Source organism: Parabacteroides gordonii MS-1 = DSM 23371, assembly GCF_000969825.1.
GTDB lineage: Bacteria > Bacteroidota > Bacteroidia > Bacteroidales > Tannerellaceae > Parabacteroides > Parabacteroides gordonii.
In genome coordinates, this window is record NZ_KQ033920.1 from 926,121 (window position 1) to 946,461 (window position 20,341).

A 20,341-nucleotide genomic window follows, 5' to 3' on the forward strand; every position below is an offset into this window, starting at 1 on the left:
TTTATTCTATCATCCCATCCAGATAACGTTCCGGTGGTAAGCCGAGACATTGCATAAAATCGGCAAGGGCACTCAAATTTAATTCATTGTCATCGCCACGGTCAAAGAGTGTCACCTTACGGATGGAAGCGAGAGGCAGCGACAAGGGAACCGTCGGTTCCAGCCGTCCGTCGGCATACCGGTAATCGACATCGGAAGAGTTACGCAGGACGGCAAGCCGCCATTCCTTTTCTGCTGCTAAACGGGGTTCCTTCACTTCGAGACAGGCGTTACACATAAGGGAGAAGAAACGGGAATCGGCTGTAAACCCGGTATGTTCTTCATCAAAGAAAAACTTATCATATTCGCGTTCCATCTGGTCGGCGAATGTCTGCGTAATTTGCTTTTCATCATATTTGCATCGAACCAGGAACATATTCTCAAGCAGGCAATGCTCGGCTAATGTCTCATAATCGAACGCCAGCTTTAAATAAGGTTCATGGATATGAGGCAACCACTCCGGAATATAGGCTTCATTCTCATAAAGGGATAACATGTAAATATCCATTTCAGGCCCGACCAGCTTCCATTTACCCTGCCGGAAAAAGTAAACACGCTGCTTGCTTTGGGAAAGAGGTATATGTTTTTGAGTTTCGTATATGCCGATCGCATTACGCAAAAGGGAAAGGCCGTAATAGAAATCGTGCCTGGGAATTGTATAAAATATAAATGAAGCGATTTAATTATTTAAAAGGACTGCGGGTACTTCTCGCAGCCCTGTTTTTTATACCTATACTTCTTTTCTTTCTGGACTTCACGAACAAGATGCCGGTCGATATGCACAGGCTGTTGCATATACAATTGATACCGGCCATTCTGGGTGGAATGTTCGGTATTGTTGTCGTACTGCTCGTGCTGACCTTATTGTTCGGGCGCATATATTGCTCGGTGATCTGTCCGGCAGGAGTCTTGCAGGATATCATCAACCGCCTGTTCTGTATCGGGAAAAAGAAGAAAAAAGGGATACGGCGCTTTAAGTATCACAAAGCGGCGAACTGGTTACGATATGTGTTGCTGGCTGCCACCGGGATAACTGCAGTATTGGGATTTTCCGGTTTATGTTTGCTGTTAGACCCGTACAGTAACTTCGGACGAATTGCGACAAACCTGTTCCGTCCGGCTGTTATGTGGGGTAATAATGTGCTGGCCGATTGGCTGATGAAGATGGACAACTATTCACTGTTTCATGTGACGATCAGCACCGTCAGTATAGCCGGATTGGTATCTGCCGTTATTGCGCTGGTGGTTTTTATAATGATGGTCGTTTTCCGCGGACGATTGTTTTGTAATACGCTTTGTCCGGTCGGGGCATTGCTCAGTCTCGTATCACGTTATTCATTCTTCCGTATTTCTTTCGATAAAGATGCTTGTACGCATTGCGGAAACTGCGAACATACCTGTAAGGCGGAAGCGATCGATGCCGAAAAATTGACGGTCGATACTTCGCGTTGCGTGGATTGCTTCAACTGTATTTCGTCTTGCAAGAAAGGCGGATTGCAGTATCGTTTCAAACCGGGATTCCGCAAAGAGGAAAAACCGGCTAAAGAAAAAATGATGATGGCCACGGAACAAGAACCGGCCGTAAATAGCCGCCGTACTTTTCTAGCTACCGGAGCAACTGTTGCCGCCACCCTGCCGATCGTTTCGGCTATCGCTGAAGGAGTCGGCCATTGTGACGGAGAAGGGAAAGGACATCAGCATGGGAAGAAAAACCGTAAGAAATGGCCGCCCATCACTCCCCCGGGATCACTCAATCTGGAACGTTTCAAGGATAAATGTACCGGATGCCATATCTGCGTCGTGAAATGTCCGAGCCAGGTATTGCGTCCTGCGGGGTTGGAATATGGTTTCGATTATCTGTTGAAGCCACGTATGGCTTATATCAGCAGTTATTGTAATTACGAATGTACCATCTGCTCGGAAGTTTGTCCGGCGCATGCTCTCCAGCCGATCTCGGTGGAAGAAAAGAAATCGTTGCAGGTAGGTATCGCCACTTTCTTTATCAACCGTTGCATCGTGAAGACGGAAGGAACCGATTGCGGCGCCTGCTCCGAACATTGTCCGACACAGGCGGTACACATGGTGCCGTACGAAGGAACACTGACCATTCCGCAGGTAAATCCCGATCTATGTGTAGGTTGCGGCGGGTGCGAGTCTATTTGTCCGGTACGTCCGATGCGTGCCATTATCGTGAAGGCGAATACGGTTCACCAGCACATTGTTTTACCGGAGGAAGAGGAAGTTAAAAACGTAGAAGTAGATGACTTCGGATTCTAACGGAAAAATACTACCTTTGCTGCAAATTTTGCAGAATGAAATTCGAATTACAACACAACGATACTAAAACAAATGCAAGGGCGGGCTTAATTACTACCGATCACGGGGTAATTGAGACGCCCATTTTTATGCCTGTCGGAACACAAGGCACAGTGAAAGGCGTCCACATGACCGAGTTGAAAGAGGATATCAAGGCCCAGATCATCCTGGGTAACACCTATCATCTTTATCTCCGTCCGGGACTTGAAATACTTAAAAAGGCAGGCGGACTGCATAAGTTCAATACCTGGGATCGCCCCATCCTGACCGATAGCGGAGGTTTCCAGGTTTTCTCACTATCCGACAATCGCAAGCTGCATGAGGAAGGTGCCGAATTCCGTTCGCATATCGACGGTTCGAAGCATCTTTTCACTCCTGAGAAAGTAATGGATATCCAGCGCATCATCGGAGCCGATATTATTATGGCATTCGACGAATGTTGTCCGGGGGATGCCGACTACGACTATGCCAAGAAGTCGCTGGGACTGACGGAGCGTTGGCTTGATCGTTGTTTCGCCCGTTTCAATTCGACCGATCCGAAATATGGCTATCAGCAATGCCTCTTCCCGATCGTTCAGGGTTGTGTATACCCGGATCTGCGCCGTCGTGCGGCAGAGAACATTGCAGAGAAGGGAGCGGACGGTAATGCTATCGGCGGACTGGCAGTAGGCGAGCCGACCGAAAAAATGTACGAAATGATCGAGGTGGTAAACGATATATTGCCGAAAGACAAGCCCCGTTACCTGATGGGGGTCGGAACGCCGATCAACCTGCTGGAAGCCATCGAGCGCGGTGTGGATATGTTCGACTGTATCATGCCGACCCGCAACGGCCGCAACGGACAGATCTTTACCCAATACGGCACGATCAACCTGCGCAACAAGAAATGGGAAGACGACTTCTCTCCCATCGACCCTGCCGCCAACTCATACGTGGATACGCTTTACAGCAAAGCATACCTGCATCACCTGATCAAAGCAAACGAGATGCTGGGCCTGCAGATCGCTTCCGTCCATAACCTGGCTTTTTATCTGTGGTTGGTAAAGGAAGCCCGCAAGCATATCATTGCCGGCGACTTTGCGACATGGAAGGGCATGATGGTCGGGCAACTTGGCAACAGACTTTAAAAGTTGACTAAAAAAACATTTCATGAAATTCAAATTAAAACGGGTAGACTGGTATATCATCAAGCAATTTCTCGGAACGTATGTTTTCGCGATCATCCTGATTATCTCTATCTCGGTAGTTTTCGACATAAACGAAAAGATCGATAAGTTCCTGAAGCCGGATGTGCCTTTGCAGGCAATCATCCTGGACTATTACATGAACTTTATTCCGTATTTTGCCAACTTGTTCAGTCCGCTGTTCACGTTCATTGCGGTTATTTTCTTTACCTCCAAGCTGGCTGACAACTCGGAGATCATTGCGATGCTTGCCAGCGGAATGAGTTTCCGGCGGTTGATGTTGCCGTATGCTATTTCGGCGGGGATCATTGCGATTGCCAGTTTCATATTGAGTGCGTACATTATTCCTCCGGCCAATATTACCCGTATCGACTTCCAGAATAAGTATATCCGAAACAAGAAGGTGGAGTCTGCACGTAATATCCAGATCGAAGTGGAGCCGGGTGTGATCGCTTATTTCAACCGCTACGATTCGCGTCCGAACATGGGCTACCGTTTCTCCCTGGAACATTTCGAAGGCAAGAAGTTGGTATCCAGACTGACTGCTAATTCCATCAAATACGACTCACTGTATCAATGGACGGTTATCGACTATATGATCCGTGATTTCGACGGACTGCGCGAACATATATCGGAAGGTTCCCGTAAAGATACGACGCTGACGATTATCCCCTCCGACTTCCTTATCTCCGCCACCGACTGCGAGACGATGACTTCGCCGGAGCTGGCTACCTATATCGAGCGCCAGAAAACGCGTGGTATCGGTAATATCCAGACTTTCCAGATCGAATATCACAAACGTTTTGCGTCGATCATGGCGGCGTTTATCCTTACTTCTATCGGAGCGTCGCTATCGTCACGTAAGATCAAGGGAGGGATGGGATTGAATATCGGTATCGGCCTGGGACTGAGTTTCTCGTATATCTTATTTACGACCGTAACATCAACCTTCGCCATTAACGGCTACGTAAGCCCGATGGTAGCCGCCTGGATCCCGAATATCCTTTATACGTTTATCGCGATTTATTTGTATAGGAAGGCGCCGAGGTAAACAGATAAAGAATCTTTTTAAACGAAATAAAAAACGCTGTCCCCCCAAAAAGAGACAGCGTTTTTATTTTTGTGCAGAGTAGAAAAACTACATCTGAGAATTATTCAAATACGACTTCGAATTCATCGACAATCAACGTACTTTCGGCAGCTCCCATAAACTTATCGCCGTCCTTGCTGGATGAGCAAACCAGAGCTAACTTATACAACTTAGTTGCGTCATATGTTTTACCTGTCTGAAATTTGAATTCAAGACTAAAAGGAGTATATTCTGCTTTCGCTGTCCCATCTTCCAATTCTGCAACAGCAACAATCTTATCTGAAGTACCGATATCATGACCTGTTAATGATTCTGTTTCATTAGAGACTTCATACAATACGCCCTTTATACTACATTCATCCTTCAGTTCAGGATGTTCTACAATATTTTTCTTATCAGATGCATCCAGATACAATTCTCCCGGAGTATACTTATAATATCCTTTGAATAATAACGGTTTTTTATCACACATAATACCAAATTTCGTACTGCTCAACTGATCCAAGATATTCAGTTCAAAACGACCAGTAAACAAAGATCCCGAAGTAATTGCAGGAGCCATGCCAAGACCTCCACCCAGTGTATATCGTGTTACTAACATTGCTGCAGATGCACCTTCTTTGGCATCATCTGTCGGTAGAACAGGAAAATCGCCATCATATCCAGGAAGATTAACTAAGAAATCTGCACCACCGTTGCTAGAATCTAATCTATCTGAAGGAAGCGGAGTCATATATTTTATTTTGTTGGAACCTTTTTCCACCCATTCGTCAAAAGAAAATTTCATAACTTTTCCACCTACAGAGACAGTATATTTAGCTGTTACAATCCCATCTTCAGAAGTTACAGTATAAGTTACGGGAGATGAGAAGTCCTGAGCAACTCCGCTTGCAGGAGTGATAGTTGCTTTATCTGAAACCTTAATTGTTGGAACTAATGCAGCTAAAACTTCCGGCTTAATTGTATCCACAACCATAAAAGTAACAGTTGTACCTTCAATAACCGGCTGCTGAATTACAGCTTCATGATCGAACGTAAACGCCGTAATCTTCGCTTCCGAGCTCTGGTCTGCCGCCAGCTTCGTACCCCTGAAATCAACTTTTACAGTGATAGCCGCGCCCGACTGGGTGGCTTTTACATCGATTACCATTTCAAGCTTGTCGCTAACGATCGTACCGTTCATTACGACATCGCATTCGCCAACAATAGGTAAAGTCAGTTTCTGCCCGCCATCAAACTTACAAGCGTTTTCGCCCTGCATTTCTGCATTGCATTTATCGACAGAAATGTCGCCCAGAGCCATAGCACCGAAGCTAAAGTTCTTCAGTTCCATCTTGATCGCATTTTCACCGACTTTGGTTACATACACTTTCTGAGGGAGATTTTCACCGACTTTGGTTCCGTCCAAATCTACATCCAGAGTACCTTTATATACTCCATCAAATCCGGTTCCGATAGGTTCCACCTTATCGTCATCACTACAAGCAACGAATAGGCTGAGCATGCACAGCATGCTGAATACATACAGTAATTTTGTCTTCATAAATTTGTAAATAACTAATACCTCTTATTAATAAAAATGTTTCAATCGGAGACGAAGATACTGATTAATTCCGGTTAAAAAAAAGATGTCCACATAACAATAATAAGGTCATTCTGATAATCTATTTTATCCCCCGCTTGTTTTTAAAGGGGCAGGAAAATTTATATTTTGAGATAAAAAATATAAAAACAAAAGGTTTATCCTTTTATCATAAAGTAAGTTCAATAGAGAAGTATCATTATCCAAATGAGAAAAATCTACTGATGATTGAGGTATAAAAAAGGCCTTATATGCTTCGTGCACATAAGGCCTTTTATTTTATCCTGACGGATCGATTATTTTTGTTTTACCAAATATAAAGTGGCATTTACATCAGTTGTTGTAGCCAATATTCCAGGGAGTTGTGTCATAAGATCCTGAACCAATGGCAACTGTTCTTTAGGTACTGCCTTCATGATCAAGCCTGCAATTGTTTCGTTTGACAATAAGCCTAATATCGGCAATAACAATTCCTTATCGGCAGTGATCTGTGCTTTACCATTCTCTACAGTGTAACTCAGCGGAACACCAGCCGACAGGTAAGCCATAAGTCCCGCCAAAGGATTATTATCAGCTTTGCTACTAGCTACCAGATCCATGATCTGTGCGATATTCAACTGAACATACATCTTACCATTTGCAATATAATATTGTGCCAGATTGATCGGAGATGTAGCCCAATCGGAAGCACCTGCTTTTTTATATGAAGCTACAATATTACCGTCTTCCTGGTATGTGATGCTTTGCAGAACGCCAGTCAGTAATCCGGAAACCATTGGGTTTACATTCATCTTAGCAAGAAGATCTTCTATCTTAATGTCAATAATTGTTCCGGCAGGTATATTTTCATCTAATATATGGGCATCAATTTTCAATGGTGTTTCAGATTTCCAAGCCATTACCATCGGGAGTGATCCGGTTGTCGGAGCGAACGGTGCCAGTGCCCAAGTACCTACTAAATCATTAGTCGGCATAGTAGCCTTTACGGCCATTGTCAGCTTGTCTTTCTTAACTTCACCTGAATAAGTTGCTTTTACACCGGAAGCACCTGTATACTCACCTTCAAATGTATATGTTTCACCGGAAAGGATCAGAGGAACATTAGATATCGTTGTTGTAACTTCACCCGGAATAACGCCCGGAGCCATAGACGGTGCAGCAGCTGTAGACTTCGGCATCAATTGAGCCAAAAGTTCACTTAAATTGAAAAGGCCTTTCATAGTAATGGTAGCAGTCTTGCCATCCTTAGTATCGAAGGTAATTTCTTTGCCTAAAAGCGCACTGTCGCCATACTTTAAATCCAATTTATCACCACTATAAGCAGTGTTCACGTCCAAGACAGTCGGATCCTTTGGATCATCGTCATCATCACCACAAGCCGTGAAAAAGCTTAACGTACATAACACGGTAAACAAATACAAAAAATTCTTCTTCATAATTCTCTTTTTTAATAAACAAAATCTCTATAATTAAGATTAATACTATACAAATTAACGTCGCGAATATAGTTATTATTTCATTACGCAAGCAAAAAATTCAAAGGCTTAACAATTGATGAACCAATTCTCTATAAATATTGACCAATATTATGGCAATAGAACAACCTCCAAACATAACCAGAGGTAGACGTAATGTAATTTACGCCTACCTCTCAATCAGTTCAGATATCATTTAAACCTGCTACAATTTCATGTGTGACCCATCGCAGAACGGCTGGTTCTTTGAATGGCCGCAACGACAAAGCGCCGTCTTTTCCATGATCATTTCTTTTCCTTCGGGGGTAATCAGTTTTACCGGGCCTTTTACTAACAGAGGACCTTTTGCTACTGCCTTTAATTCTGCCAAAGGCTGTTCGTTTGTTCTATTTTCCATGACACTATTGGTTTATATATGTAAGCTTTATATAATAACAACACCTTCTTGACATTTGTTTTGAAACTAAAGCATTATTGCCTTATACTCTTTTAAATCATATCACCTGATCAATTCAGCCAGATATCTTTTGCGAAATATCCATTGAAATGGTATTTTGAATTTACGCCATAAGAAAGTCATATGCGAGCCTATCTTTACCATCAAACTTCCCATATATGGATATACAAGGAATACTCTTATAATCAAATAAAAAGCTTTTTTTCTTCTCCACAAGAAAGCCTTTACTTCTTTATTATTCCAATAATAATCATATAAGATAGTTTTAACCTCCATGTCCTTTTGTTTTATGCTGTCCTGAAAAAAAGAACAAAACATCAAATAAAGACACTCTCTAATAGGTTGAATATAAGCATATCTATCTAATAATAAATGCACATATTTCGCCATAGCCAACTTTAATTTCCGATTTACTGTTCCCTCTTGATTTGTTATAGACCCTGTTCGTATAACATAATTGTACAAACATATATCAACAACAGTCGATTTTTTTACTTTCAAACAAATTTGCATATTAAAAAACAAATCTTCTCCCATAACAACCGGAAGATAAATCAAGTCATCAAACAATGATTTTTGTGTTAAACTGCCCCATATTCGCCATTCTCCGCGATTAATCATACGTAATAACAACTCTTGCCCTACTAATGCATTTAATTCACAAATACTTTTACCCTTCTGTTTATTATTTTCAGAAACAAGATAAAAATTACCGACTACATAATCTGCCTCACTTTTTACAGCTTCGCTATACAGTTCTTCTATCGCCGTTGTTTCTATATAATCATCCCCATCCAAATGAAAAACATATTTTCCACTAGCTACCTCCAAACCTGATTTACGGGCATAAATCAATCCCTGATTTTCTTTTGTTATTATTCTTATACGATCATCTATTGCTGCATATGCAGCAATAATTTGAGATGAACCATCTCGCGATCCGTCATTCACTACAATAATCTCTATGTCTTGAAACGTTTGATCGATACATGAAGATAAACATTTATCAAGGAAGGGTGCAACATTATACACCGGAATAATTATTGAAACTTTTATATCCATCTGATTAAATATACTTATTTACAATTATATACATCACTCAAATATTTTTTGATTTTTTCCTTGTCTGTTGTACCACAAGCTTGTTTTATTTCAAATATCTTAGTATCCACTAAAGTGCGATACCACCACCCTTGCAGGAAATGCCACAAAAAGCCCTCCTTTCCTTCCAGAAAGCCACCTTTAAGAAAGTAACGATAACAGAAATAAATAAATGCACGCCAGAAAAGAGGCATACGGGCATAACGATGTTTTATTCGTCTTTTATCCATTGCCTGAGCAGTTAAGACTTTCTGGTCATCTAATTGCGATGTACCATACAAATCCAACTCGATATCCAACAAATCAGCAGCCTCACGAACTGCATAACCCACATGTTTATTACAGAACCAGGATAAATTATTCAGATTGTGATCGACAAAGTCTCCTTCACTATTTACTGTTGTACCTTCCAGTAACTGAATATGTTCATCCATCAGTCGTTGTTCACAAATCGCTTTGCCATAACAAAACATACGAAGCAAATAAACAGGATAGATACCCCGTTTCATCCATTTCCCCAGAAAGTAATGTCGCCGTTTAAATACTATACCGGAAACAGTTTCCGGTAAAAATGGAACTTTCTCTGATAACTCCCTGATCAATGCAGGCAGCAAATACTCATCCGCATCCAGACGAAGCACCCATTTTGTCCGGATAGGAACATGTTCCAATCCCCAGTTAAATTGCTTTGCATAATTATTCTCCCACTTATTTTGCAAGATCGTAACTTTTTCATATTCGCTTGCAATCTGGAGGGTTTGATCCGTTGAATAACTATCTATCAGAAAAATATCTTTTACAAAAAGATATACACTTTCTATACAACGACGAATATGTATCTCCTCATTGTAAGTAAGGATGATAACAGAGATATCTAATTCTTCCATGATGTATTATCGACTAATAACTCTTTTCTTAATATACTGGGCAGGATTACCTCCTACAACAGTCCAGGGATCAACATTCTTGAATACACAGGCACAAGCGCCGACAACAGCTCCCTGCCCTATTTTTGAGCCCATCCCAATAAATGAACCTGCCGCAACCCAAACCTGATCCTCTATAATAATAGGTGCTGTTATTAATGAATGATACGGATCTGTTATATCATGAGAGGAAGCGCATAAATAACTTTTCTGAGAAATAGTTGTATGTTTCCCTATTCGTATCAAATCGGTATTGTAGCAATCCACATGGGGAGCCAGACAGGAATAAGCATCCATTTCCAGGTTCCAAGGTGCCCATATACGGGCAGACGAATAAACATGTGCTTTCGCATGTACTCTGGCTCCGAATAAACGGAGCAGGAATAAACGCCAGAAATTAAAACAGGATAAACTCAAAGGACGAAATGCCAGTATATAGGTAACATTCCATAACGATCTCATCAATTTATTTTTAAATCCTAATCTATTCTTATATAATGATAAATCAACCTTATTCATACTATTTTCGACAAGACCGATATTTTCTGTCATCTATACTTCTCTTAATTTTAAAAATCAACATTTCCAGATAAAATCCTATTCTATTAATGAATCGTGCTTTTATAATGCCATCCGTGGCTATCAACGTCTCATTTTTAAATTTAACCCGGCAAAAATGATGACCACCAAACTGATAGCGTTTATTAGTATGATCAAATAACTCCGGAATAACCAATGATTCGTGATAATCATTTTCAGTCAACAGATCTATCATATAAACAGCCACATTATTCGCATACGATTTTTCGTCATCTTGCCCCATCCGATATAGCGTATTACCCTCTTTGAATACACTACCGCCACCACGTGCACCTTTCAGCCCGGAGAAAACAGGTGAACAAGGATGTTCCTTCCAACTGTCCGACAATAAATTTTTCGAAACAAATAAACATAACTTGTCATCCGAAGGGCTTGTAAACAGATACCACATTCCCTGATGATAAATAACAGAAGAGTCACTATAAGGCTTTCCTGATAATAGAACACATATTTTTTCCCAATTACGAGGAAAATCCATTGCCCTATAAAGAGCTACTTCATTCACTTTACTTGTTTCCGGTAACATATATACATCTCCTTTGTATTCGAAAACATTCGGATACGACAAATGGAAAGGTCTTTCCAACACCACCCCCTCAAATATCCAATGTATCAAATCTGAAGTTTTATAGGCAACAATATGTCCGTGTCCTCCTCTTTTCATTCTTTCACAGAATAACCATAAATATCCGTCCTTTACAAATAAAAAAGGATCTGCATATAAACAAACATCCGACAATAGATTTTCACGACCGGGAAGAGTCAATGAGAAAACAGGATCAGTCAACCCAAATACATTTTCATCTTTCTGTCTGGAGACATAAACTGACCAAGCAACTAATTTAGAATTTAAACATCTCAACAAAAAATCGATCCACTTCCTATTTATTACAATTTTACAAACCATATTCTTATATTTATAAAAAGGATAAGTCTATCTGACTATCTTTTCCATTCTCATTTTATTATTCTCAAAAAAGTAGAATAACTGCTATATCTCTCACTTATTAGTTTCTGAGCATATTTTCCGGCAGCTTCTTTTTTTTCTGAAATATCATCAACTGAAAGTGTACTCAAAAAAGCAGAAACAGATTCTAATTGATTTTCCGAATTGGGTAACAACCAGATTGCATCAGGAAACATACAAGCACCCTCCGATTTTTCATCCGCATTGTATAATACAGGTAGTCCACAACATATCGCACTCACCACTTTCGATGGTACGCAAACATGATTCCACATCGATAGTAAAGAAGCGACACAGATGTCTACATATCTCATCTCTGCCGAAGATATATAATCAAGCAGGATCACCGATTCAAATGCATTTGCTTCTTTCAACACCAATTTTGCTTTTGCTCCATATAAACGAAGCAAGATCAAATGCTTTTCAGGATCCAATTGCCTGATAAGTTCCAACAAAAAAGCATCGTTATGAGCTTCTCCTATATTGCCGGCATAACAAAATATGATCTTATTTCTATTGGCTTGCCGCCAAGATGGTTCGGGTGCTTCCTCTTTCTGACATACCCCGCAAGGCAACACAATATGAGGAATAAAAGGCCGCTTATATTGCCGGCACAGATAACGATATTGCTGTTCGCCCAATGTGATCAGGAAATCAGGAACATGACGATAAACAAAAGAGAAAATCATCCGGTATATAAGATTATTACAAGAGATTAGTCCCGCCGAAGTAAATGCTTCCGGATACAGATCCATCGTCCAGAATACTAGTTTACTTCGGGAAAACGGGCGGAATAAAATTGCCCAAATATTGATCAGAGAGGGATCAGTCAGTACCACTTTCAATTGATGCTGTGGCAACAACAGAGAGTAAGCTATCAATCGGAAACCATCCACTAAATTACCTAAAAGACGAAACCATTTATTTGTACCACTATAAAAATCAGGCAATTCAATGGTTTGATAAGGCAATTTCTCCTCTTGCTGCGAAACCTGTCCTTTGTAAGAAGCATGAATAGAAAGTACAATCACATCGACTCCGTTTTCCCATAAATAATCAGCCAGTTTGCGAACCGGACGTCCCGTGGCCGAAGGATGCAATGCGCCGTACTTATTTATAATTACGACTTTTTTTTGCATGTGTTAAGGATTATATCCATAATAACTCTCGCCATAACCATACCCGTAATACCCGTAGCCATAGCCATAACCTGCATGCTTATAACGGGCATCATTCAGTAAAACAGACATATGCGGCAGTTTTCCGTCAGTATACAAACTTTCAATATCCGGCAAACGTCGGCGATCCATCATTCCTTCACGTATAACATAAATACATAAATCAGCTACACGACTGATTATAGGGGCATCCGCCACCATTCCATAAGGAACCGTATCAACAACAATATATTCATACATGTTTCTCAATTGCCCAATCAAATCATCCAAAGACTGTCCCAACAATAATTCGGCAGGATTAGGAGGTATAGGCCCGGAAGTTATCACATCCAACTCTTCAAAGCCGGGATAAGGACGTATCAATTGCGACAGGTCGGTTATCCTTCCTGATAAATAATGAGTAATACCCGGTAATACATTTCCTTCTCTATCTTTCTTCGATCCTTTGCGGATATCCAATTCCAGCAATACAGTCCTTTTCCCTGTCAATGCCAAAGAGGCTGCCAAATTATATGAAATAAACGATTTCCCGGAATACGGATTGAAAGAGGTGAACATCAATACTTGAGATTTCTTCTGCTTATCCAGCATAAAGTCTATATTTGTTCGCACAATACGGAAAGCCTCCGAAACCCCATCTCTCCTTTTTTTGCCGACCACCAATTCTTCTTTTTTCCGATTATGAGGTATCTCTCCTAAAAAAGGGATACTCAGGCTATTTTCCAAATCTTTTCGTCCCCGTACGGTTACATCCAATATCGGTTGCAGATAGAAAAACAATCCCGGTATAAACAATCCGGCTAGTAATGCTCCAAATAAAATCACCAACGAATTTTCGCCGGCAGTGCCAACTCCATAGGCGGGATCAACTATATGAAGATTACTTTCCGCCGTAGCCGATGTCAAAGCATTTTCTTCCCGCTTATTCAGTAAATAGAGGAATAACTCTTCTTTTATTTTTTGCTGACGTTCTACGGAAAGCACATATCGCTGCTGTGTAGGGATATTACTAATTCTGCCTGCTTCTAAAAACTGCATCCGTCTGGCATATTCCAATTTTGTAGTCAGCTCGTCTTTTGCATTCCTCAAACTTTGACTGATCGCCCGACGCAACGAGATTATTTCGTTCGTTCGGGATTTCACCGCCGGACTTTTATCTCCTCCACTTTCATTTAGCTTATCCCGCTCCAGTATTGTTGTATTATATCTACTGATTAAAGCCTCAATTCCATCACTCAATATACCTGTATTAGCCGGCAGAACAGACTCGTTTTTTAACGGATCATGCAAATACTGCTGAACCAGTTGGATCAGCTCTCTTTGGTTGGTCAGTTCAATCACTTCCTGATCATACCGACTCCGGTTTTCCAAAGATATTTTGGCTTCAATGGTAAAGTCTGCCGATTGGCTCTGTTTGCGGTAATCTTCTATATTACTCTCCACATTTCCCAACTCTTCATTGATTAACTTCAATCGCTCATCAATAAAGACTGCCGTGCTTCGGATAATCTGATTTTTATCCTTCATCGACTCGTCTACATATACACGTATCAATGTATTCAATATATCATCAGCTCTCGTAGGTTTCGTATCCAGATAAGTCAGTGTCAATAAATTGGCATCTTTGATGGAGCGTTCCACTGTCAATTTGTCTAGCAGTGAAGATATAAGTAATTCACGGTTGTAACAGGAAATAAGTACCGGAACATTCACCCAGTTTTCATCAAAAAAAGAAGTCCGGTTCACAATCATCTTTCCAATCGGAGTGATTACTTCGGCATCGAAATTATACACCATCACGCCATCCGGGTCATCATCCAACCCTTTTATTTTATAATGACTTTCCGACTGGGGAATAATAGAAAAAAAGGCCGGTTGGGTAAAAGTAGAATCCGGAAAATTTATTTTCAATGGTATATCTGTGTACATATCCCTGTCTTTCAGTCCGTCATCCAGCGTATAGCCGATTTCCAATCCTAATCGCCGGATCACTTCTCCCATCAATAAACGCGATTTGAAAACCAAAGCTTCTCCATCTATACTATTGTTATTATTGTTGCTGTCGTCAAACATCTGCTTTTCATTAAAAGCTTCTTCCGTTTTCACTTTGTTTTTCAACTGCACAATGGCCTCCCGTTTATAGATAACCGGAACGGTTTCTATATAAATATAGGCGCCTCCCACACACAACAAAGCCGATAAAGCAAACCAATACCATTTCGTTATCAGGACATCTAAAATCGTCCGGAGATTGAATTCATCCACCAGCTTAAAGCTGTCCGTATAAGGGGTCTGTTCTTTCATATTCTTTTATTTAAATATCAAAACACTCATCGATGCAAGGAAGGAGATAATCGACATCCAGGTTCCGATGTTCGTATACTGATTTTCTACACTTGTTTCCGCCTTGACACGGTTAGGTTCCACATATACCATATCATTCTGTTTCAGATAATAATCGGGAGACAGAAAAACATCTCTCGAACGCAGATCATGGTATAAAATCGTACGTACACCATCTGTTTCCCGAATAACCGCCACACGGTTACGACGTCCGTGAATGGTTAAATCACCCGCCATGCTGAGTGCTTCAAACAGCGTTATACGCTCCGAGGGAATGTTGTAAGTACCTGGATTTTTAACCTCTCCAAGTATCGATATGCGGAAATTCAGAAAGCGTACTGTTACGACCGGAGCTTTTATAAATCCTTCCTTCTCCAATCTATTCTGGATCAGTTCAATCACTTGCCCACGAGTCAGACCGGCTACTTTTATTTTTCCAAGTAACGGAAAGTTAATCGTTCCGTCTACTTCCACCAGGTATCCCTGGTTATATCCTTCCCCATAATATCCATCGAAGTTTCCATTATTATATCCGTTGCTATAACGCAAAAAAGGACGCAGTAATTCAGGATCCGGACAACTCACATTTATATCCAGTAAGTCATCTTTTTGTATTTTTAAGCTCACCGTATCAGCCACAGCCGTTTTTTTCAATAATTCCTCCCCTTGCAAGTAAGCTATATCCTTTACTGAACCACAAGAGACCAACAAACCAACCAATATCCAACTCAGAAAAAACAATCGATTCTTTTTCATACCCTATTATTCCTTGTTTATTTTTTCAATTAATCCTTTTCCAGGCTTGAATTTCACACTCATGCGTTCCGTAATCACACATTCCTGACCGGTACGGGGATTACGTCCCATACGTTCGGTTTGTTGCCAGGGCATATAATGACCGAAATCTTGTATCATCACTGAATCGTCACGTGCAATCGCTTCACATATCACTTCATCCATCGTGTCTATGAAACACAAGGATTGTGTAATCGTAGTAGACATACGACTTGCAATTTCTTTTGCTAAATCACTCTTGTTCACAATATTATCATATTTGTTTTAATCATATACAAATTCAGGTTTATCCCCTTGCCCAGCTACCCAAGCATACAACTGCTCCATCTGACGGGAAACGACATCCACCGAATATTTATCCAGTACCAGCTGGCGTCCGCGTTTACCCATCGCCTGCAATTCTTCTTCATCCAGCGATAAAGCTTCTCTCACAGCTTCGCCTAAGGCAGCTACCTCGTTGCTTACCCACCAGCCACATCGATATGTTTTCAAGACATCCCAGGGGGATCCGGTCGATGCAATAACGGGAACTTTCTGAAGTAAAGCTTCTGGAACAATCATTCCAAAATTCTCAAAATCGCTGGGAACAACCAGACAAGTCAATGATGCTAACAAACGATTTTTTTCTATCCCGGAAACCCAGCCGACAAAACTGATATTGGATAATTGCAAATGCTCTGCCTCTTTCTTCAGAAAAGCAACATAATCAGGTTCTCCATCCCCCATTATCAGCAACTCCCCGAATTCATGCAGATTTTTCCAAACTTTCAGCAAACGGTCAACTCCTTTAACCGGATGTAAACGCCCCAGATACCCAACTCTCTTTTTTTTATTTTTCTCAAAAGGATTTTCTATATCCGATATTTCCATCGGATTAGGAACAACAGCTACCGGATTGGTAAACCCCAATGCCCGGTAATGCTCCATCTCTTCCCGGCAGGTAACATGAATACAGTCCGCCTGTTGTAATTGCCGACGTTGATACATATTCAGAGCAATCTTCTTTATCAAGGAGGAATGGGCCAACGCCTGAGGATACAAAGTTCCATGCAAAGTGATCATATAATGAAATCCTTGATACCATGCAAATTTAGCAGTAGCATATCCTGCATACTGCCATAATCCCTGAATGTGATATACATTCGCCTCATTTTCCTTACTATTCAGTTCTAAAGGGATCGCCTTTGAATATCCCCAACGTTTCTCATGAAAACGGGGACGGGGAAGATAACAGATGGAAGGATTGTCCGATACGGTTTCCTCGCCCGGAGCCGGTTGGTTTGTCAATACCGTTACATCCATTCCAAGAGCTCTTGTCCCTTGCAACGTCAACAATGTTGTATACGCAGGGCCACCACAAGCCGTACTCATAGAGCTTATTACATGAATAATTTTCATTTTAGTATTTTTTTTCTAAGACCTTTTATATATAGTTCCCGATATTTTCAATACCTATATTTTCGGAATAATTCCGTATCTTCAGGATACAGTTTCTCAATCATCTCATACATATTATCGGGTATGTTATAAGCTTTTGCAATCGATAAACGAACCTGATATTCCGATAATCCGAAAATGTCTAATAATTTACCCCAGTCGCTTTCCGATTCATAATAAAAAATTTCTACATCTTTACCCCAAAAATAACTTTGCGGGTTTAGCCAGGGGATTTTTTTACTTCGTATGAATAAATCTTGTTTTGAATGTTTAAAAGATAAGATCTGTTTACAGCATTCCTCTGGTGAAACAGTAAAAAGTTTCACCAGAGTATGAGTATATGTCCAGGGACATATACTTCGAAAAAAAGTATTTCTTATTCTTGACTCCATTCCTTCTTTATCTAATCTTGCACAAGGAATTTCAATAAAGCTAAGTTTTACAGAGGCGATCAAATGCAGCTTAACCTCCTTGACTGCTGAATAAAAACGACTATACGGGTTACGCACCATCATTACAATCCTATAATCTTTCCAATCCGGAATAAAACGGTATAAATCTAAATAGGTAATATGTCCTAAGTCTGTTCCATATTGAGGGTCATAGGTTTTCCACCATTTCATAGCATCCGACTTCCCATACTTTTCAATATAAATATCTCTTAGAAATGTTCCTCCACATTTCGGATTATGCAAGTATATCACCTTGCGCTTATTGTCGACAATCATATCTGTTTTTTTCTGTGTTTATTCTAATAACCAATCCGCCTTTAACACCGGAGAATGAGCCAATTGACCCGTGACTTTTCCTAAACGTTTATGCAAAGGGATCATACGGGCAAACAGATCTGTACGCTCTGTTACAGTCAATGCCAGTTGTAAGTCAGACAACAGTTCTTTGATCTGTTTCAACAAAGTAGCTTCACATATTTCCAATCGGCTGTAGCGAGTTGATTTTCTTATATATTCGGAAAACTCTGTATCTCCCATTATACGAAGCAGAGAGTCCGGATCATGTTTCGGTTCAAGGATGATCCGACCGACAGAAAAACCTTTTGTTGATAATAACCGGGCAGATTTGACCCCGCTTACCTGTCCAGCCTTGTCACCGTCGAGCATAATGATTGCACATTGTGTATACCGGCTGAGTAATGATGCATGCTGTTCGGTCAGCGCCGTACCGCACAAAGCCACCGTATTCCTAAATCCGGTAGCATGCATGGCTAGCACATCCTTATACCCTTCGGTGATATAGACAAATTTTCGCTTACGGATTTCGTCCTGTGCCTGGTATAAACCATATAACAGTTCACTTTTATGATAAACCGGACTGGTCGGCGAATTGACATATTTACGGATATCCGTTCCTTCAATATCTCCCCGATAACGACCGGCGAAAGCCACCAGTTCCCCTCGCTCATTGCGAATCGGAAAGATCAGACGGTTACAAAATGCGGTATAGTCAGGAGGTAAAAAATAAGAGGCGACACCCACCTCGAATAGGCTGTAAACCTCCTGCAAAATTTCTTCTTCCGGAATATATTTTTTCAATAAGTCCAACACCATCCGATGGTTACGGAACAAGGTAGCAATATGTATAGGGCTGACAAGTTCCGGTTTATCTTTTGCCACCGGGATATTTGTCTTTTTTACCGGAGGATATTTTACCGATTGGTAATCGTCCATATCCGACACCCCATACCAACCAGCCAGTATCTTCAATGCCTGACAAAAATCGCACCTCTCCATTTGTTGCACAAATCGGAACAAGTCGCCACCCTCGTTACAAGCAAAGCATTTATAGTATTGCCCTTCTACATTTACATGCAGCGACGGATGCTGGTCGTCATGAAAAGGACAAAGGCCAACCAAAGTCTTAGCCAAGCTACCTGTCCTTTTTAAAGACAGATAGCGCTCGACTACATCTTCCAAACGAGCCACTTGTTTTATTTGATCTTTCAGGTTCATATTAACAATGTGCCAATAGAGCAATGGAGATAGTAATTGGTTCAATTATTGACAGTTTTGAGTCTTTATTTACGGCATACAAAACGATAAAAAGGCATGATCATATATTTAATCTTCACCTTATAAGAGCGCAGGTAATCCTTTACACCTGCCTTTTCTCCACGTAGATAAGCATAGCCTCCCCAGCTTCCATTTTTATCAAACAAACGAATTATTTCGGGAAAAGGAGATTTCCATCTTTCCGGATAACAGTAAGCAGGAGTTAAACACTTTGGGGGATTATCCATAAAATAACGATTGAGATGCGATTCATCGTGCCACAATGCTATCACTCCTTTTTTTTCGTCTTCCTGAATATTATTCAAAATCGTTTCCGACATTTTTAAGAAAGCTTCTGTTTTCCCTCCAATCAAAGCACCTGCATAATAAAAATCCCCTTCGCCTTCCGGTATATAAGCTGTCGACATAGGATTTCTATCATAACCAAATTCAAGATTCGTTTCGTTATAACTCCAAGGAAACATACACCCGACCAATCCATTTGAAAAATCATCAGGAAGAAACTCTTTCCCTACCGGTACTCTGAACTGCATATTCGCATTAAAAAAATAAAGATAATCAGTCTCTCTTTCCAGCTGTTTCTTTATTCTGAGGAACATATGAAAACGCATCAACGTATTCCGGGGCCATCCCAGATTTTCCTGATAAATACGATGAATATGCCCGTTCTCTTTCTCCCCATATACAGAAGGGGCATCCGTGAACACATAGTATTCACGGATGCAGGGATATCCCTGCATTAGATAGCGTTCGGCACTTTTATAAAACTTCTTCCAAAAAATCGAATATTTGCCTGTGCAGATATATAAAATCCCAATTCTCAT

Annotated in this window: 19 protein-coding genes; 3 read left to right on the plus strand and 16 right to left on the minus strand. The window is 40.8% G+C overall.

Features of this window, described 5'->3' with window-relative positions; translation table 11 throughout:
* Position 1: 1 nt before the first annotated feature.
* On the minus strand, positions 2 to 658 hold the full coding sequence (locus tag HMPREF1536_RS20865) for a hypothetical protein (RefSeq protein ID WP_052349892.1): 657 nt from the start codon (positions 656 to 658) through the stop codon (positions 2 to 4).
* Between the two features lie 50 nt (positions 659 to 708).
* Between HMPREF1536_RS20865 and HMPREF1536_RS20870 the strand changes: the two genes are divergently transcribed.
* From HMPREF1536_RS20870 to HMPREF1536_RS20880, 3 genes are read left to right on the plus strand one after another with little or no spacing between them, the layout of a single operon-like run.
* Positions 709 to 2,316, plus strand: a complete 1,608-nt coding sequence (locus HMPREF1536_RS20870; RefSeq protein ID WP_028729218.1) for a 4Fe-4S binding protein — start codon at positions 709 to 711, stop codon at positions 2,314 to 2,316.
* Positions 2,317 to 2,351: 35 nt separating this feature from the next.
* On the plus strand, positions 2,352 to 3,482 hold the full coding sequence (tgt, locus tag HMPREF1536_RS20875; RefSeq protein WP_028729217.1) for a tRNA guanosine(34) transglycosylase Tgt: 1,131 nt from the start codon (positions 2,352 to 2,354) through the stop codon (positions 3,480 to 3,482).
* A 22-nt stretch (positions 3,483 to 3,504) separates the two neighbouring features.
* A complete protein-coding gene (locus HMPREF1536_RS20880; protein WP_028729216.1) occupies positions 3,505 to 4,590 on the plus strand; it encodes an LptF/LptG family permease in 1,086 nt (361 codons plus the stop codon).
* Positions 4,591 to 4,690: 100 nt separating this feature from the next.
* Here HMPREF1536_RS20880 and HMPREF1536_RS20885 read toward each other — a convergent pair whose 3' ends face one another.
* From HMPREF1536_RS20885 to HMPREF1536_RS20955, 15 genes are all read right to left on the minus strand, one after another.
* Positions 4,691 to 6,172, minus strand: coding sequence for a PCMD domain-containing protein (locus HMPREF1536_RS20885; RefSeq protein ID WP_028729215.1), 1,482 nt, complete (start codon positions 6,170 to 6,172; stop codon positions 4,691 to 4,693).
* A gap of 335 nt (positions 6,173 to 6,507) precedes the next feature.
* Positions 6,508 to 7,647 carry a DUF4925 domain-containing protein gene (locus tag HMPREF1536_RS20890; protein ID WP_028729214.1) on the minus strand — a complete coding sequence of 380 codons (1,140 nt, stop codon included), beginning with the start codon at positions 7,645 to 7,647 and terminating at the stop codon, positions 6,508 to 6,510.
* Between the two features lie 244 nt (positions 7,648 to 7,891).
* Positions 7,892 to 8,083, minus strand: a complete 192-nt coding sequence (locus HMPREF1536_RS20895) for a CDGSH iron-sulfur domain-containing protein (protein ID WP_028729213.1) — start codon at positions 8,081 to 8,083, stop codon at positions 7,892 to 7,894.
* A 102-nt stretch (positions 8,084 to 8,185) separates the two neighbouring features.
* Positions 8,186 to 9,205, minus strand: a complete 1,020-nt coding sequence (locus HMPREF1536_RS26745; RefSeq protein ID WP_052349891.1) for a glycosyltransferase family 2 protein — start codon at positions 9,203 to 9,205, stop codon at positions 8,186 to 8,188.
* Between the two features lie 14 nt (positions 9,206 to 9,219).
* Entirely contained in the window at positions 9,220 to 10,131 is a 912-nt protein-coding gene (locus HMPREF1536_RS20905) for a glycosyltransferase family 2 protein (protein WP_028729212.1), read from the minus strand.
* Positions 10,132 to 10,137: 6 nt separating this feature from the next.
* On the minus strand, positions 10,138 to 10,632 hold the full coding sequence (locus HMPREF1536_RS20910) for an LbetaH domain-containing protein (protein ID WP_225608036.1): 495 nt from the start codon (positions 10,630 to 10,632) through the stop codon (positions 10,138 to 10,140).
* Positions 10,633 to 10,690: 58 nt separating this feature from the next.
* Positions 10,691 to 11,677: a glucosamine inositolphosphorylceramide transferase family protein gene (locus HMPREF1536_RS26750; RefSeq protein ID WP_052349890.1), complete on the minus strand. Its 987-nt coding sequence runs from the start codon at positions 11,675 to 11,677 to the stop codon at positions 10,691 to 10,693.
* Between the two features lie 50 nt (positions 11,678 to 11,727).
* Entirely contained in the window at positions 11,728 to 12,876 is a 1,149-nt protein-coding gene (locus tag HMPREF1536_RS20920; protein ID WP_028729210.1) for a glycosyltransferase family protein, read from the minus strand.
* 3 nt (positions 12,877 to 12,879) lie between these two features.
* Positions 12,880 to 15,219: a GumC family protein gene (locus tag HMPREF1536_RS20925; RefSeq protein ID WP_028729209.1), complete on the minus strand. Its 2,340-nt coding sequence runs from the start codon at positions 15,217 to 15,219 to the stop codon at positions 12,880 to 12,882.
* Positions 15,220 to 15,225: 6 nt separating this feature from the next.
* Positions 15,226 to 16,014, minus strand: coding sequence for a polysaccharide biosynthesis/export family protein (locus HMPREF1536_RS20930; RefSeq protein WP_044193123.1), 789 nt, complete (start codon positions 16,012 to 16,014; stop codon positions 15,226 to 15,228).
* Between the two features lie 6 nt (positions 16,015 to 16,020).
* Positions 16,021 to 16,299: an HU family DNA-binding protein gene (locus HMPREF1536_RS20935; RefSeq protein ID WP_028729207.1), complete on the minus strand. Its 279-nt coding sequence runs from the start codon at positions 16,297 to 16,299 to the stop codon at positions 16,021 to 16,023.
* 18 nt (positions 16,300 to 16,317) lie between these two features.
* Complete coding sequence (locus tag HMPREF1536_RS20940; protein ID WP_028729206.1) at positions 16,318 to 17,451, minus strand: glycosyltransferase; 1,134 nt, start codon at positions 17,449 to 17,451, stop codon at positions 16,318 to 16,320.
* Positions 17,452 to 17,498: 47 nt separating this feature from the next.
* Positions 17,499 to 18,218 carry a sulfotransferase family 2 domain-containing protein gene (locus HMPREF1536_RS20945; RefSeq protein WP_028729205.1) on the minus strand — a complete coding sequence of 240 codons (720 nt, stop codon included), beginning with the start codon at positions 18,216 to 18,218 and terminating at the stop codon, positions 17,499 to 17,501.
* 18 nt (positions 18,219 to 18,236) lie between these two features.
* Positions 18,237 to 19,502 (minus strand): DNA primase, encoded by a 1,266-nt coding sequence (locus HMPREF1536_RS20950; RefSeq protein WP_225608037.1) that lies wholly within the window; start codon positions 19,500 to 19,502, stop codon positions 18,237 to 18,239.
* A gap of 20 nt (positions 19,503 to 19,522) precedes the next feature.
* Positions 19,523 to 20,341, minus strand: a complete 819-nt coding sequence (locus HMPREF1536_RS20955) for a family 6 glucosyltransferase (protein WP_028729203.1) — start codon at positions 20,339 to 20,341, stop codon at positions 19,523 to 19,525.

Bases quoted from the DNA above. Each gene is read 5' to 3' on its own strand.
- HMPREF1536_RS20945 (WP_028729205.1), bottom strand. From the start codon at position 18,218: ATGATTGTCGACAATAAGCGCAAGGTGATATACTTGCATAATCCGAAA.
- HMPREF1536_RS20905 (WP_028729212.1), bottom strand. From the start codon at position 10,131: ATGGAAGAATTAGATATCTCTGTTATCATCCTTACTTACAATGAGGAG.
- HMPREF1536_RS20930 (WP_044193123.1), bottom strand. From the start codon at position 16,014: ATGAAAAAGAATCGATTGTTTTTTCTGAGTTGGATATTGGTTGGTTTG.
- HMPREF1536_RS20880 (WP_028729216.1), top strand. From the start codon at position 3,505: ATGAAATTCAAATTAAAACGGGTAGACTGGTATATCATCAAGCAATTT.
- HMPREF1536_RS20940 (WP_028729206.1), bottom strand. From the start codon at position 17,451: ATGAAAATTATTCATGTAATAAGCTCTATGAGTACGGCTTGTGGTGGC.
- HMPREF1536_RS20870 (WP_028729218.1), top strand. From the start codon at position 709: ATGAAGCGATTTAATTATTTAAAAGGACTGCGGGTACTTCTCGCAGCC.
- HMPREF1536_RS20895 (WP_028729213.1), bottom strand. From the start codon at position 8,083: ATGGAAAATAGAACAAACGAACAGCCTTTGGCAGAATTAAAGGCAGTA.
- tgt (WP_028729217.1), top strand. From the start codon at position 2,352: ATGAAATTCGAATTACAACACAACGATACTAAAACAAATGCAAGGGCG.
- HMPREF1536_RS20920 (WP_028729210.1), bottom strand. From the start codon at position 12,876: ATGCAAAAAAAAGTCGTAATTATAAATAAGTACGGCGCATTGCATCCT.
- HMPREF1536_RS20910 (WP_225608036.1), bottom strand. From the start codon at position 10,632: ATGAGATCGTTATGGAATGTTACCTATATACTGGCATTTCGTCCTTTG.
- HMPREF1536_RS20885 (WP_028729215.1), bottom strand. From the start codon at position 6,172: ATGAAGACAAAATTACTGTATGTATTCAGCATGCTGTGCATGCTCAGC.
- HMPREF1536_RS20925 (WP_028729209.1), bottom strand. From the start codon at position 15,219: ATGAAAGAACAGACCCCTTATACGGACAGCTTTAAGCTGGTGGATGAA.
- HMPREF1536_RS20890 (WP_028729214.1), bottom strand. From the start codon at position 7,647: ATGAAGAAGAATTTTTTGTATTTGTTTACCGTGTTATGTACGTTAAGC.
- HMPREF1536_RS26745 (WP_052349891.1), bottom strand. From the start codon at position 9,205: ATGGATATAAAAGTTTCAATAATTATTCCGGTGTATAATGTTGCACCC.
- HMPREF1536_RS26750 (WP_052349890.1), bottom strand. From the start codon at position 11,677: ATGGTTTGTAAAATTGTAATAAATAGGAAGTGGATCGATTTTTTGTTG.
- HMPREF1536_RS20955 (WP_028729203.1), bottom strand. From the start codon at position 20,341: ATGAGAATTGGGATTTTATATATCTGCACAGGCAAATATTCGATTTTT.